This window comes from Pseudoxanthomonas sp. J31, from assembly GCF_000510725.1.
Classification (GTDB): Bacteria; Pseudomonadota; Gammaproteobacteria; order Xanthomonadales; family Xanthomonadaceae; genus Pseudoxanthomonas.
In genome coordinates this window covers 110,945-125,386 of record NZ_AZNZ01000004.1, presented here as the reverse complement: position 1 = coordinate 125,386, position 14,442 = coordinate 110,945, and the positions used below count along the sequence as shown (strand labels likewise).

The window sequence follows — 14,442 nt, the reverse complement described above, 5'->3', positions numbered from 1 at the left end:
GAAGCACGTGCGTCGCGCCGGCGCCGCTGCGGCCGCGATTGCAAGGGGGGGTCGCTGCGTCGCCGGAGGGCTTAGAATCGAGCCCCCTTGCGCCGCGCCGAAGCCGATCGATGTCCGAACAGGAAGATTTCAAACAGGCCGCCCTCGACTACCACCGCTTCCCGCGCCCCGGCAAGATCAAGGTCTCGCCGACCAAGGCCATGCTCACCCAGCGCGACCTCGCCCTGGCCTATTCGCCGGGCGTGGCCCATGCCTGCGAGGCGATCGTCGAGGACCCGCGGCAGGCCAGCGAGCTGACCGCGCGCGGCAACCTGGTGGCGGTGGTCTCCAACGGCACCGCGGTGCTGGGCCTGGGCAACATCGGCCCGCTGGCCGGCAAGCCGGTGATGGAAGGCAAGGGCGTGCTGTTCAAGAAGTTCGCCGGCATCGACGTGTTCGACATCGAGATCGACGAGACCGACCCGGACAAGCTGGTCGACATCATCGCCTCGCTGGAGCCGACCTTCGGCGGCATCAACCTGGAGGACATCAAGGCGCCGGAGTGCTTCATCGTCGAGCGCAAGCTGCGCGAGCGGATGAACATCCCGGTGTTCCACGACGACCAGCACGGCACCGCGATCATCGTCGGCGCCGCGGTGGTCAACGCCCTGCACGTGGTCGGCAAGAAGATCGAGGACGTGAAGCTGGCCACCACCGGCATGGGCGCGGCCGGCATCTCCTGCGTGGACATGCTGGTCTCGCTGGGCCTGCGCCCGGAGAACATCCTGGCCTTCGACCGCGGCGGCGTGATCCACACCGGCCGCGCCGACCTGGACCCGGACAAGCGCCGCTACGCGCGCGACACCGACGCCCGCACCCTGGAGGAGATCGTCGCCGGCGCCGACATCTTCCTGGGCCTGTCGGCCGGCGGCATCCTCAAGCCGGAGATGGTCGCCACCATGGCCGAGCGCCCGATCATCCTGGCGCTGGCCAACCCGTATCCGGAGATCCTGCCGGAGGAAGCGCGCCGCGTGCGCCCGGACGCGATCATCGCCACCGGCCGTTCGGACTACCCGAACCAGGTCAACAACGCGCTGTGCTTCCCCTACCTGTTCCGCGGCGCGCTGGACGTCGGCGCCACCGGCATCAACGAGGCGATGAAGGTCGCCTGCGTGCACGCCATCGCCGCGCTGGCGCGCAAGGAAGCCTCCGACCTGGGCAGCGCCTACGGCGACGAGATCCCCAGCTTCGGCCCCGACTACCTGATCCCGCGCCCGTTCGACCCGCGCCTGCTGGTCGAGCTGTCCTCGGCGGTGGCGCAGGCGGCGATGGATTCCGGCATCGCCCAGCGCCCGATCGAGGACATGGCCGCCTACCGCGAGAAGCTCGGCCAGTTCGTCTACCGCTCCAGCCTGATGATGAAGCCGGTCTACGACCGCGCCCGCTCCGACCTCAAGCGCGTGGCCTACGCCGAGGGCGAGGAGGAAGTGGTGCTGCGCGCGGTGCAGACCGTGGTCGACGAGGGCCTGGCGTTCCCGATCCTGATCGGCCGCCCGGAGGTGATCGAGACCCGGATCAAGCGCCTGGGCCTGCGCATCCGCCCCGGCGTGGACGTGGAGATCACCAACCAGGACGACGACCCGCGCTTCAACGAGTACTGGCAGCACTACCACGCCCTGACCGAGCGCCGCGGCGTGACCGTGGCCGCGGCCAAGAGCCTGATGCGCTCGCGCCCGACCCTGATCGGCGCGGTGATGGTGGCGCGCGGCGAAGCCGACGCCCTGCTCACCGGCATCGTCGGCCGCTTCCACAAGAAGCTGGGCTACGTGCGCAGCGTGATCCCGCTGGAGCCGCGGGTGCAGTCCACCTCGGCCATGACCGGCGTGATCAACCAGCAGGGCGTGTTCTTCTTCGTGGACACCCACGTGCAGGAGGACCCGACCGCCGAGCAGATCGCCGAGGCCACGCTGCAGGCCGCGTTCCGCATGCGCCTGTTCGGCATCGAGCCGAACGTGGCCCTGCTGTCGCACTCCAACTTCGGCAGCCACGAATCGAAGGACGCGCTGAAGATGCGCCAGGTGCGCGAACTGCTGCGCAAGCGCAGCCCGCGCCTGAACATGGACGGCGAGATGCAGGCCGATACCGCCTGGGACGAGCTGCTGCGCGGCAAGATCATGCCCAACAGCACCCTCAAGGGCCGCGCCAACCTGTTCGTGATGCCCAACCTGGAGGCGGCGAACATCGCCTACAACCTGGTGCGGGTGTTCACCGACGGCGTCGCCATCGGCCCGATCCTGATGGGCATCAGCAAGCCGGTGCACATCCTCACCACCAGCGCCACCCCGCGCCGCATCCTCAACATGACCGCCATCGCCGCGGTCGACGCGCAGATCCGCCAGCAGCTGGAGCGGGGTGGGGGGGATTGAGCCCCGCTGGCGTGCATGGCGACGGGTGCCGCGCATTCGGGCAGGTCGTCGCCGTCCACACGCCAGCCTGCCGACGCGACGGATCGGGTCGGAGTTTTCTGACCCGAGATTCAGGGCGTGGGCTCTGGCGGCGCCTTGCCGGATATGAAAAATAGCGATGGCCGGCAGGGGCCGGCCGTGCGGGCCAGGGGTGGTCCGCACGCAGAATCCAAGGAGTGGATGATGCGTATCTTGAAAGTCGACGAAGTCCCGTATGTTTGCGGGGGCATGAAGATGGCGGGCGAGGTCTGCAAGGGCGACCTCTGTGCCAAGGTCAGCGTCGAAGGTGATCCTGGCAATCTGGGGAGGACCCTGACCAACATTTACGATGGTCTGGTGGATTTCACCGCCCACGTGATGTTTACCGTGGCGGATGCGTACCGGTCCCTCCGGGATACCTTCCGCGGTGAGTAATGACCAGGGGCGCGGATTGCCGCGCCCCTGCCTCTGAGAGCAGTGCATGAACTATCTGCCGCTCATCCTGATTCTGGACTATCTCGCAAGCTTGCTTCTTGGCCTGTTGTGCCGCGACTTGTTGGCTGGCCCAGTGAATCCTGCCAGGTTCCTCGAGCTGCCTAACCTGCTTCCCGTGATCCTGGTGATGCCGTTCCTTGAAACGGCCCTCATTCATTCGCTTCTTGTCGAGGCGAGCTTGAAGCTGGGCAGGGGGAAGCCCGTGGCCCTCTATGTAGGCGGTGCCTTGGCCGGGCTTGTCTTCTTCGTCCTGCACCTTGTGATGAATGGCCCTTTCAATGGCCTGGTGTACGGACTGCCCGGAGGTATATCCCTTTCGGTCATGTATTGCCTGGCACGCAAGGACGGGGCAAAGGTCGCCTTCTTCCATACCTGGATGCTGCATCTTGCATCCAATGCCCTGCTTGTCCTGTCGGTGGCGTACTACGGGATGACATTGGGGGGCGCGTGAAACATGCGTGCTCGCGTGATGGACGTACACATTCGGTTGCCGCTATGAAGACCAGGAACAGTCTGCCGCTGATGCTGTTCGCCTTCCTTGCCTTCGCTTGGACATGGCATAACCGCGCAAGCCTGATGACGATTGCCCACGCGGCGTACGACACCCACGTCAAGCTTTCGCAGGAGTGCAGCTAGACCGTCGTGGCTGCAGCGAGGTGGGCAGGTTCGGTGTTCTGCCGGCCCGGATAACGCAGCGCAGACAGCGAAGCAACGGAACGGGACGGCGCTGAGGCCGAGGGATCAGCCGTCCGCGCCGGCTTCCGGCGCGTGCGCCGCCACCTTGGACACCAGTCGGCGCTGCATGACGTCGAAGTACGCGTCGGCCTCCTCGTAGGAGGCAAACACCTCCTCGACCGGTACCGCCTCGACCACGTCGAGGACTTTCCGCACCTGGGGTTGCAGGTTGACCAGCAGAACGGCGCGATGGCGGGCGGCGAGGGCGCGGCGCACCCGCTCGAGCGAACGGATGCCGGCGCTGTTGATGTAGTTGAGGCCTTCCAGGTCCAGCACCACCGACGACACCCGGTCGTCGGCCAGCAGCGGATCCAGCGCCTGGTCCAGCTCCGGATAGCTGCCCGCGTCCAGGCGGCCGCTGACGGCAATGCGCTGGACGCCGTTGTGCGGCGGGGTGGGGTCGATCCTGAGCTGGCTCATTGCGTCGGTCTCCAGTCCCGCAGGGATACGGCGGCCTGCGGAGGCGCCCCGGGGGGCAGGCTGCCAGTACTGGATCGTATGGGGGCAGATGCAAAGGCCACGTGGTGATCGGAGGCCATGCCTGAACGGTTCTTCAGGCACCCGGCGGCGGTGGGACCATGCCGCAGTCCCTCCAGCGACCAGGTCGCCGGCATTGCAGGCCAACCTGCCCGGGTGGGCTCCCACAGCGGCATGGTCGCGGTCGACGCTTTCGTCCCGGCTCCTACCCGCCGGGCGCGGGAGCAACCCGGCAAGCATGTGTCCGGCGGCACCCGCATCGGCGCTGGATCAGGCGTGCCTCCGCATCGCCCGCCCGGCACGGCCAACGCCCATCGATCTGACCTGGATCAGGGCCATCAGTCGCGACCCCGTATAGATATGTAGTGCCCCGACCCCACACACGGTCGTTTGCTGGCGTTTTTTGCGACGCAACAAAACCTGCTCCGGCTGCGATCCGGTGGGCGTGCAGTGCGTCGCCCGGCAACAGCCCTGTCAGTCGCGGCCGCCACTGGTTGCAACGGAGACTATCCGCCAGACGTGCCGCCAGGCGGGCCTTGGTGCGGTCGGCGGCCCGTCTCCCCCTCGCAATTCACACCGGTGAAAAAGCCTGTCCCACCGCACATACGCACCCGTAGCGAAGCGGCCGGTGCCACCCGTGCGGTAAACTCCGGGGTCCACAAGAACGTCACGCCGCGGCCCCCCACGCGCGGCAATGGGAGTGATATGAACTGGCTGAACGATGTGCTGCACAACGATCCGGATCCGGTAGAGACCCGCGAGTGGATCGAATCGCTCAAGGCGGTGATCGACCGTGACGGCCCGGAGCGTGCGCATGCACTGCTGGAGGACATGGTCGAGCTGACCCGCCGCTCCGGCGCGTTCCTTCCGTTCTCGCCCACCACCGAGTACGTCAACACCATCCCGCCGCACCAGGAGGCCAAGAGCCCGGGCAACGCGGAGCTGGAGTGGCGCATCCGCTCGATCATCCGCTGGAACGCCATGGCGATGGTCGTGCGCGCCAACCGCAAGCCGGGCGACCTGGGCGGCCACATCGCCTCCTTCGCCTCGGCGGCGACCCTGTACGACGTGGGCTTCAACCACTTCTGGCGTGCCCCGTCCGACCACCACCCGGGCGACCTGCTCTACATCCAGGGCCACAGCGCCCCGGGCATCTACGCCCGCTCGTTCCTGGAAGGCCGCATCAGCGAGAGCCAGCTGGACAACTTCCGCATGGAAGTCGACGGCCGCGGCATCTCCTCCTACCCGCACCCCTGGCTGATGCCGGACTACTGGCAGACCCCGACCGTGTCCATGGGCCTGGGCCCGCTGGCGGCGATCTACCAGGCCCAGTTCATGAAGTACCTGGAGCATCGCGGCCTGATCGAGCCGTCCGACCGCAAGGTCTGGTGCTTCCTGGGCGACGGCGAGACCGACGAGCCGGAGAGCCTGGGCGCCATCGCCCTGGCTGGCCGCGAGGGCCTGGACAACCTGATCTTCGTGGTCAACTGCAACCTGCAGCGCCTGGACGGCCCGGTGCGCGGCAACGGCAAGATCATCCAGGAGCTGGAAGGCGTGTTCCGCGGCGGCGGCTGGAACGTCATCAAGGTCCTGTGGGGCAGCTACTGGGATCCGCTGCTGGCCAAGGACACCGACGGCGTCCTGCGCAAGCTGATGATGGAAACCGTCGACGGCGAGTACCAGAACTGCAAGGCCTTCGGCGGCGCGTATACCCGCGAGCACTTCTTCGGCAAGTACCCGGAGACCCGCGCCATGGTCGCCAACATGTCCGACGAGGACATCTGGCGCCTGAACCGCGGCGGCCATGACCCGCACAAGGTCTACGCCGCCTACCACGCCGCGGTGAACACCAAGGGCATGCCGACCGTGATCCTGGCCAAGACGGTCAAGGGCTACGGCATGGGCAGCGCCGGCGAGTCGCTGAACCCGACCCACCAGACCAAGAAGCTGGACGACGACGCCGTGCGCGCGTTCCGCGACCGCTTCAACATCCCGATCAGCGACAAGCAGCTGGCCGAGGCGGAGCAGGTTCCGTTCTACCACCCCGGCGAGGACTCGCCGGAAGTGCAGTACCTCAAGGAGCGCCGCGCCGCGCTGGGCGGCTACCTGCCGCAGCGCCGCCGCAAGGCCAGCAAGTCCTTCGCCGTGCCCGGCCTGGACAAGTTCGAGCGCCTGCTCAAGTCCAGCGGCGACCGCGCCTACTCCACCACCATGGCCTTCGTGCAGACGCTCAACATCGCCCTGCGCGACAAGGAGATCGGTCCGCGCCTGGTGCCGATCGTGGCCGACGAGGCCCGCACCTTCGGCATGGAAGGCCTGTTCCGCCAGATCGGCATCTACGCCCCGTTCGGCCAGAAGTACAAGCCGGTCGACGCCGACCAGCTGATGTACTACCGCGAGGACCAGTCCGGCCAAGTGCTGCAGCAGGGCATCAGCGAGCCGGGCGCGATCGCGTCGTGGATGGCCGCCGGCACCAGCTACTCGGTGTCCGACGTGCCGATGCTGCCGTTCTACATCTACTACTCGATGTTCGGCTTCCAGCGCGTGGGCGACATCGCCTGGCAGGCGGCCGACATGCGTACCCGCGGCTTCCTGCTCGGCGGCACTTCCGGCCGCACCACCCTCAACGGCGAGGGCCTGCAGCACGAGGACGGCCACAGCCACCTGCTGGCCGGCGCCATCCCGAACTGCCGCAGCTACGATCCGACCTTCGGCTACGAGGTCACGGTCATCATGCAGCACGGCATGAAGGCCATGCTCGAGGACCAGATCGACGAGTACTACTACGTCACCCTGATGAACGAGAACTACACCCATCCGGAAATGCCGGAGGGTGCGGCCGAGGGCATCATCAAGGGTATGTACCTGCTGAAGGACGCCGGCAAGCCCAAGAAGGGCGAGCTGCGCGTGCAGCTGATGGGCTCGGGCACGATCCTGCGCGAGGCCATCGCCGCCGCCGAGCTGCTGGACAAGGACTTCGGCGTCACCGCCGACATCTGGTCCTGCCCCAGCTTCAACGAGCTGCGCAAGGAGGGCTTCGCCACCGAGCGCTGGAACCGCCTGCATCCGGAGGAGACCCCGCGCAAGCCGTACGTCACCCAGCTGCTGGAGGGCCGCCAGGGCCCGGCCATCGCCGCCACCGACTACGTGCGCGTGTTCGCCGACCAGATCCGCGGTTTCGTGCCGATGAGCTACACCGTGCTGGGTACCGACGGCTTCGGCCGCTCCGACACCCGCGCCAACCTGCGCCGCTTCTTCGAGGTGGACCGCTACTACATCGCCCACGCGGCGATCGCGGCCCTGGCGAAGGAGGGCAAGATGACCGGCAAGGATGTGGCCAGGGCGATCAAGCTGTACAAGATCGATCCGGAGAAGGCCAACCCTGTGGGGGTTTGAGGAGGGGCACCACAGGGTGTTAGGGGGGGGGCGGCCGGACGGCCGCCCTTCTTTTTTCGGGGCTTCTTCTTAAGGTTTGAGGTGCTAGGCTAATACCCATTGGGGGCATCAGAACTGAGATGGTCGAGCGAATTTCCAACGTGAACTGGCAGCGAATTCAGTGGTGTTGCGGCGAGCGCCGTATCACTACGGAAGAGCTCGCTGCTGCCGTTGGTGTGAGCCATTCGGTCCTGGGGCGTGTTGAGCAGGGTGAGGATGCGCTCACTTTCAATCAACTGCAGAGGCTGGCTAGTTATCTTGGGCGAGGCGTTCTTTTCTTTTTAGAGTCTGGACCGGTCGATCCTGAGCAAGTTTTTACGAGCGGCTTTCGAGCCTTAGCCAACCAGAAGGTGGATATTGATGCCTCTGTAAAGCGCATAATTGAACTCGCAGAGTGGCAGCGGGAGGCGTATTTATCGCTGAGAGCTGACATTGAAGACGATGGCGTTGAAGAATTTAATCCTCCTGAGGTCGATGGGTTATCGATCGAAGATGCAGCATCAGTTGTTAGGGGTTGGCTTGACTTAGACGGAATCCATTCGTTCGACGGGTATCGCCGCGCCATCGAGCGTAAAGGAATGTTGGTATTTCGGACTAATGGGTATCAAGGAAAATGGCAGATTCCAAAGTCGAGCTCGGTGCTTGGGTTTGCTATCTACCACGACAGCTTCCCTGTAATAGTTATTCGAAAAACTAAATACGAAAGCAGGCAAACGTTTACCCTCTTCCATGAGTTGGCTCATATCATTCTTCATCGAGATAGTGTGATCGATGAGGAGGCGGACCTTGAGCTGATTTCCGGGCGTGAGCGCGATGCTAACCGCTTTGCTGCCCTCGTCCTCATCCCCGATGGTTACCTGAAGAATACGGGGCTGGTTTCAGTACCGGTAGATGTATCGGGCATTGACGATTGGTTGAAGCACCATCGGGCCCGTCTCGGCGTGAGTTCGGAGGTCATTCTGCTGAGGCTCTTGGATGCCGGTTATATAGATCGTTCGATCTATGCGGCCTATAAAGAGTGGCAGCTTAAACAGCCGATACCGGAGGATGATGGCGGGGCCCGCCTTTATAGGTACAGGGAACCAAAGCACATACTTGGCGATGGCTATGTGCGGATGGTTCTTTCGGCGCTGGAGCGTCAGCGAATCACTCTTACAAAGGCCAGTAAGTTTCTCGATGGCTTAAAGGTGGGTGATTTACACAAGCTTGAGGGGCATTATGCTGGTCATTGATGCCTCTGCTATTGTGCATGCTTGGGATAACTACCCGATTGGAATATTTCCTCCGCTTTGGGGTTGGCTTGAGGAGGGGTTTAAAAATGGCGATTTGTGCATCCCGCAGCCAGCAATGACCGAAGTTGAGCATGTGGCTCCGGATTGCGCGGCATGGCTCCGTCAAGTAGGGCTCAAGGTCCTCCCTATTACTAACGACGTACTCAGGTATGCGCAATTAATTAAAGATGGTTTGGGTATATCAAATGATCAATATCATCCTGACGGTGTTGATGAGAATGACATCTTAATAATTGCTGTAGGGAGGGTATTTGGCGCTCAGTTAGTGTCAAATGAGAGTAGGCAGCCAACTCTTCCGAGTAACAAGAAGAAGTACAAGATTCCCGCGGTTTGCGTACATATTCTGCCTCCGCCCTGCATAAGCTTTTTGGACTTGGTGAAGGGCTCCGGTCGGACGTTCGGCTGATCGCGCGCACATATGGGCGCGCTGCTGGCTAGGAAATTCGACAATAACGGGGTCAGGTTCACTTTCCCCGTTGGGTTGGGTGCGGCACAACGATGGCCTGCCTCCGGTAGAGTTCGAAAAGCGGCAATCAATTTGAGGCTTCGGGGTGTCTACAGAAGCCGGGGCGATTCAGGGAGGTTGAAGCGCGGCAGCCGGCCATGCCGGAAGAGTGCGCATGGCCTCGCACTACGTCTGTCTGGGCCTTCCGGCGCATCTGGCAGGATCCTGTGCCACGTCCAGTAAGAGGTGAACCTGACCCCGTTCCGCGACCCCGTTCCGACCTCGGAAGTGAACCTGACCCCGTTCCGTCAGGCGGCAATGCCGGAAGGATGCGCATGGACTCGCACTGAGTCTGCCCGGCCTGCCGGCGCCTCTGTCAGGATCCTGTGCCACATGCGGCAGGAAGTGAACCTGGTCCCGTTCCGTCAAGAAAAGTGAATCGTCGCCGCTAACGTTGCCGGCCTCTTGCGCCGGCCGGCTTTGGGGAACCGGAGTGGCCGCCGGAGTACGGCTACTGCGAACCCAATGGAGATTCAGGTGAAGATCAATGCGTTGATGGCAGCGATGCTGCTGGCGGGCGGCCTGCTGGCCGGTTGTGGCGACAAGAGCGGTGGGGATACCACCTCGGCCGATGGCAACGGCGCAAGCGCGTCGGCCGGGCCTGAGGGCGGCAAGAGCGCGATGGTGGTGGCAGCCAAGGACGCCAATGGCCGCGACATCACCGTGATGCCGTTCCGCAGCGCCGAAGGCCGTACCTACGTGCCGTACATGAAGCTGGGCCAGCAGTTCTACGAGAACAGCCCCGAGCACCTGGCCTATGTGGACCTGTACTGGAGCAAGGCCGATCCGATCGACGAGGAGCTGCTGGCCTACACCATCTCCAAGGAGTTCGCCCAGGAGCAGGACCCGTTCAAGCGCAAGGACATGCTCGCCGCGCTGAAGCCGAAGATGGACGAGTACCTGGCCCGCGTGCGCCAGATCGGTGATATCGCCATCGATATCAACGACACCGTCCGTTTCGGCCAGTACGACATGGAGAAGAAGGCGTTCCCGATCTTCCTGTACACCACCACGAGCAATGCCCAAGTGGACCTGCACGGGCGCAACTCGGTGGAGTACGCCGTAGTGGTGCCGTCGATGGACCTGGCCAACAGTTCGGAATTCTGGCTGCCGATGGACGAGGCCGCCGCACGCGAGGTCGAAGCCAAGCTGGCCGGCAAGCGCGACGGCAACGGCAACACGGATGTGCCGCTGGTCGTGAAGGGGTACGTGTTCCTGGCCTCGGCCATGTCCGACAACGGCGGCGAGAAGGCCACCGTCAACAGCGCCCGCCTGGAAGCGGTCGTGTTCCCGGATGCGTTCGACCTGCTGGTGCCGGGCACCGGCGAGGTGCTGGTGACCCTGGACAAGAAGGTCCTGCCGGCCGGCTTCCCGGCCGACAAGTACTTCCTGACCCGTCCGTATGACCGCCACGGCGCGCAGTCCGCCCAGCTGGTCAAGGCGAAGATGGGCATCGAAGGCTGACGCCGTTGCGCATTGTGTAACGGTGCCACCCGGGCTGCGTGGCGTGGCCCGGGTGGTTCAGATGGGAAACAGGGGCCAGGGTCGGGTTTCCTTCGGCCCTGGCCCTTTTGTTCCGGGGCGGTAGCGCACGCGATCCTCGTCATCCAGGAAGCGTGGCGGGCGGGTGCCTAGGCCTTGGCCACGTTCTCCAGCAGCTGCGTGAGCGCCGTGGCGACGTTGGACGAGGAGCGGACGATGGTGGCGATGTCCTCCGCCTTCTTGCGCGCCTCCTTGATCGCCTTGTTCGCAGCCTTGGCGTCGTCGAACAGCGCCTGGATCCTGTCGTTGTTCTTTTCCAGCGCGGCGGTGGCGGCCATGGACCAGTTGGCGTGGTGCTTCCAGTAGTTGGCCTGGATCTTCTGGATCAGCTCCGCGTTGCCCTGGGCGGCGGCAATGTCCGCGGCAAGGTTTTCGGTGGCGTCCTGCAGGGCGCGCTGGAATTCCCTGAGCCTGGTGTCCTTGATCGTCACGGCGCTTCCTCCGCGGCCTGCCCGTCGGGTTCCTCGAGAAGTTCAGCCCACAGCCTGATCTCGCCCAGGGCCCTGGCGACGTCGTCCAGCGATAGCGGCTTGCCGGCCTCGAAGTCCTCGTGCAGGGCGATAAGGGCTTCGAAGGCGCTGATGTGCGACTGGTAGGCCGCGCGGCTCGCGGCGGCGAGGCGGCCGGCCTGGTGTGCGTGGACGGTGCGCGCCAGGGCGAGGACGACCGGGTCGCTGGCCTCCAGTTCCATGGCCGCTCCCAGCCGGTTGCGGGAAAGGAAATCGTCGACCAGCGGCCTGGGATCGAGGAGCCCGGCCTGCAGCAGGGCATTGGCCAGCTGCAGGCGGTTGGTGTGCAGGATTTCGCTGATGCCCTGGTAGGCCTCCGCTTCCTCGCGCAGCAGTTCGAGCAGCCGCTGGTCTATCTCCCGCAGTGCCCGGCTGGCTTCCAGCAGGCGTCGCTTCTGCGCGGCCCTGGCCGATTCCCCTGCCGCCTTGCGCGCGATCTTCGTGGCCGGAAGCGCCAGCAAGCTGGTCCCGCCCGACAGCAAGGCCATGGCACCGGCCAGGTTGTTGACGCTGTCGGTAAGCTCGCCGAGGGACTGGTCGATATCGACCGCGGCGTCGTACTCCGCTTCCTCCAGGAAGGCGCCATAGGCCGAGTGCAGCTGGGACAGGGCGCGGGCCCTCAGCGATATCACCCCTGCAAGCTTTTCGTCCGCCGTGAGCACATCGCCTGGTGCCTGGCTGATCCCGCACGGCGAGGGCGCTGCCGGCGCCGTGCACGTGGCAACCGTCAGCAGCACCGCGCTGCGTTCGGGAAACCCGCCGACCTCGCCGGCCAGGTCGGCCAGCGCGGCCTGGCCCGCTTCGGCGGCCTTCTGTCCGGCAGCACCGAGCTTCAGGGCTTCCTCCCTCGGCACCGAGGCGCATCCGGAAAGGAAGAGCAGCAAGACACACATCAGCACGCGTGACATCCGTTCACTCCCTTGGTCGTGGAACGTGGAACGGGAACTGCGCCAGGAGCAGCGCGGCGTGGTCCTGCGCGCTGCGGAACGACCGGTGCGGCAAAGGTCGGCCCTGACGTGCCGGGGATCCATTGGGAGCCGATCCTGGCAGGCCGGGATGGTGCCCCTGGCACCGGATACATCTTATTTGCGCCGGGGGCAGTGCGGCGGGCGCCGCGCGCCGGCGGCCGACGGCCGGCCTGGAGCCGCGCAACGGGGTGGTGCGGGTCCGCCACTGGGGTGGAGGCACGGCCGGATTGCGAACGGGGTTGAGCGGGGTCAGGTCCACTTCCGCGGCCTGGGCCTGGTCCGCCGCGGCAAGGGTCCGGCCGGTTCCGGAAGATCCAACCGGCCTTGCAGGAGGCGAACCTGACCCCGTCTGCCGTGTTTGCCACCCCGTTTGCCGGCTGATGTCCTGGCTGTCTGGCCGCCCAACGGTGCCATCCGTGGTCCGTTTCAAGCGGCCCGGCCAGGTAATAGAGTCCCCATGGCGGAACGCGCCAGAGTGGGGGGGTAGGGGGATGGCTGGAAAGGCACTGGTTTGCGCCATGACGGCGCTCGCGCTGACTGCGTGCGCGACGACGAAGTACACGATCACGCCGGTCGATACCGGCGCGGCACAGCTGAGCTATTACAACGGGCGGCCGACGGCCGACCTGGAGCTGCGCAACGGGGCGGTGCGGGTCACGCCGCTGGGGGTGGAGGTCAACGGGCGGATCAGCTTTGCCGTGGCCGGCTACAACAAGCTGGACATGCCTTCGGACTTCGGGCCCGGGAACTTCACCGCGCGGGTGGGCGGGGCCTGGGTGCCGGTCTATTCGTACGAGGACCTGGAGCGGGAGGCGGAGTCGGCGGCGACCTGGGCGGCGGTCGCCGTGGCCCTGGCCGGGGTGGCCACGGCGGTGGCGGCCACCAACAACGCCTATACCAGCGTGGACACCACGGTTTACACGCCGCGCGGTCCGCGCCTGGCGCGCACCACCTGGTACGACCCGGCGGCGGCCGCCGCCGGGACCGCCGCGGCCACGGCGCTGGCCGCCGGCGGCATCTACCTGATCGACCGCGAGCTGCACGCGACCCTGGAACGGCTCGGCAATACCATCCTGCAGACCACCACGGTCGGCCCGCAGGAGTCCTGGGGCGGGCAGATCGTGGTCGGCAAGGCCAGGGGCCGGGCGCCGTACGAGGTCGACGTGGTCGCGCACTGGAACGACGAGGACTACGTGTTCCGCTTCCGGGTCGAGCGGCGGCGTTAGCCATGCCTAAGGTTTGCCTCCGCCCGGCCGATAACGGATGCCTTGTCCCTGCCCGCGCGCAGGGCGTCCCCCCAATGCAGGTGATCCGTGAAGCGAATTCTGTCCAAGGCCGCGGCGGCGGCGCTGATGGTGCTGCTGCTGGCCGGCTGCGGCGAGGACCGGCCCAGTGACAAGGTGGCCGAGCCGGTGGTGCGCAAGCTGGCCGAGACCGACCTGGCTGATGGCCTGGAAATCGTGGATTTCCAGCGCAGCAATGGCCGGCTGGATCCGGATTCGGCCAACCGCTACCGGGTGACCTACACCTACAAGCTGCAGCTGGCCAAGCCCTACGGCGAGGTCATCCTCGGCCTGGCCCGCGGCCTGAACGAGGAGCTGCAGCAGTCGGCGGCGCGCCAGGCGCAGTCGGACATGGACTTCGGCGCGCTCCAGGACGGGGTCAACCTGATGCAGTCCGTCATGGTCGCCTCGCAGTGGCTCAACGCCCAGGGCGACGGATTCGCGCCGCGTCGCGACGCGATGCTGGCCGCCTGTGCGCCGTGCCGTGCGTTCTGGGAAAGCGCCGATGCGCCGGAGCAGGCCGAGCTGCGGCGGGTGTCCTTCATCGTCGCCTGGAACCACCTGGAGCAGATGCAGTTCGCCGACGACTTCCAGGTCGGCGACGGCGTCGAGCGCCACGCCTGGCACAACTTCGAGAAGACCGAGAAGGGCTGGCTGCCCAGCAACTGACCGCAGGCAGCCGCGCGGCCGGATCCGGCTGCGTTGCATTACCCCCGGGGCACGGGTGTCCCGTACCCCGGGGTGGCCGTTGCCACGACACGGCCCGACCTCCCGCGCG

At 65.6% G+C, this 14,442-nt stretch carries 13 protein-coding genes; 10 read left to right on the top strand and 3 right to left on the bottom strand.

What is annotated here, in order from left to right; translation table 11 throughout:
* Positions 1 to 110: 110 nt before the first annotated feature.
* From PSEJ31_RS0107945 to PSEJ31_RS17095, 4 genes are all read left to right on the top strand, one after another.
* A complete protein-coding gene (locus PSEJ31_RS0107945) occupies positions 111 to 2,405 on the top strand; it encodes an NADP-dependent malic enzyme (protein ID WP_028915154.1) in 2,295 nt (764 codons plus the stop codon).
* Between the two features lie 222 nt (positions 2,406 to 2,627).
* Complete coding sequence (locus tag PSEJ31_RS0107940; RefSeq protein ID WP_147208105.1) at positions 2,628 to 2,858, top strand: hypothetical protein; 231 nt, start codon at positions 2,628 to 2,630, stop codon at positions 2,856 to 2,858.
* Positions 2,859 to 2,904: 46 nt separating this feature from the next.
* Complete coding sequence (locus tag PSEJ31_RS0107935) at positions 2,905 to 3,369, top strand: hypothetical protein (RefSeq protein WP_028915152.1); 465 nt, start codon at positions 2,905 to 2,907, stop codon at positions 3,367 to 3,369.
* A 44-nt stretch (positions 3,370 to 3,413) separates the two neighbouring features.
* Complete coding sequence (locus PSEJ31_RS17095) at positions 3,414 to 3,554, top strand: hypothetical protein (RefSeq protein WP_019399036.1); 141 nt, start codon at positions 3,414 to 3,416, stop codon at positions 3,552 to 3,554.
* A gap of 105 nt (positions 3,555 to 3,659) precedes the next feature.
* On the opposite strand, the gene PSEJ31_RS0107925 is transcribed toward PSEJ31_RS17095, so the two are convergent.
* Complete coding sequence (locus PSEJ31_RS0107925; RefSeq protein ID WP_028915151.1) at positions 3,660 to 4,073, bottom strand: STAS domain-containing protein; 414 nt, start codon at positions 4,071 to 4,073, stop codon at positions 3,660 to 3,662.
* A 762-nt stretch (positions 4,074 to 4,835) separates the two neighbouring features.
* Between PSEJ31_RS0107925 and aceE the strand changes: the two genes are divergently transcribed.
* The 4 genes from aceE (at position 4,836) to PSEJ31_RS0107915 (ending at position 10,826) form a co-directional block, all read left to right on the top strand.
* Positions 4,836 to 7,526: a pyruvate dehydrogenase (acetyl-transferring), homodimeric type gene (gene aceE, locus PSEJ31_RS0107920; RefSeq protein ID WP_028915150.1), complete on the top strand. Its 2,691-nt coding sequence runs from the start codon at positions 4,836 to 4,838 to the stop codon at positions 7,524 to 7,526.
* A 119-nt stretch (positions 7,527 to 7,645) separates the two neighbouring features.
* Positions 7,646 to 8,797 (top strand): ImmA/IrrE family metallo-endopeptidase, encoded by a 1,152-nt coding sequence (locus tag PSEJ31_RS16540; RefSeq protein WP_084220836.1) that lies wholly within the window; start codon positions 7,646 to 7,648, stop codon positions 8,795 to 8,797.
* Positions 8,784 to 9,263: a DUF4411 family protein gene (locus PSEJ31_RS16535; RefSeq protein ID WP_084220835.1), complete on the top strand. Its 480-nt coding sequence runs from the start codon at positions 8,784 to 8,786 to the stop codon at positions 9,261 to 9,263. The genes PSEJ31_RS16540 and PSEJ31_RS16535 overlap by 14 nt, the downstream gene beginning before the upstream one ends.
* Positions 9,264 to 9,839: 576 nt before the next feature.
* On the top strand, positions 9,840 to 10,826 hold the full coding sequence (locus PSEJ31_RS0107915) for a hypothetical protein (protein WP_147208103.1): 987 nt from the start codon (positions 9,840 to 9,842) through the stop codon (positions 10,824 to 10,826).
* 167 nt (positions 10,827 to 10,993) lie between these two features.
* Here PSEJ31_RS0107915 and PSEJ31_RS0107910 read toward each other — a convergent pair whose 3' ends face one another.
* Together PSEJ31_RS0107910 and PSEJ31_RS0107905 are read right to left on the bottom strand one after the other, a co-directional pair.
* On the bottom strand, positions 10,994 to 11,335 hold the full coding sequence (locus tag PSEJ31_RS0107910; RefSeq protein WP_028915148.1) for a hypothetical protein: 342 nt from the start codon (positions 11,333 to 11,335) through the stop codon (positions 10,994 to 10,996).
* Positions 11,332 to 12,321 (bottom strand): hypothetical protein, encoded by a 990-nt coding sequence (locus tag PSEJ31_RS0107905; RefSeq protein ID WP_028915147.1) that lies wholly within the window; start codon positions 12,319 to 12,321, stop codon positions 11,332 to 11,334. The genes PSEJ31_RS0107910 and PSEJ31_RS0107905 overlap by 4 nt, the downstream gene beginning before the upstream one ends.
* A gap of 578 nt (positions 12,322 to 12,899) precedes the next feature.
* Between PSEJ31_RS0107905 and PSEJ31_RS0107900 the strand changes: the two genes are divergently transcribed.
* Both PSEJ31_RS0107900 and PSEJ31_RS0107895 read left to right on the top strand, forming a co-directional pair.
* Entirely contained in the window at positions 12,900 to 13,607 is a 708-nt protein-coding gene (locus PSEJ31_RS0107900) for a hypothetical protein (protein WP_019399056.1), read from the top strand.
* Between the two features lie 87 nt (positions 13,608 to 13,694).
* The gene (locus PSEJ31_RS0107895; protein ID WP_147208101.1) at positions 13,695 to 14,333 is read left to right on the top strand and encodes a hypothetical protein; all 639 of its coding nucleotides are present in this window, start codon (positions 13,695 to 13,697) and stop codon (positions 14,331 to 14,333) included.
* The last annotated feature ends 109 nt before the right edge of the window (positions 14,334 to 14,442 follow it).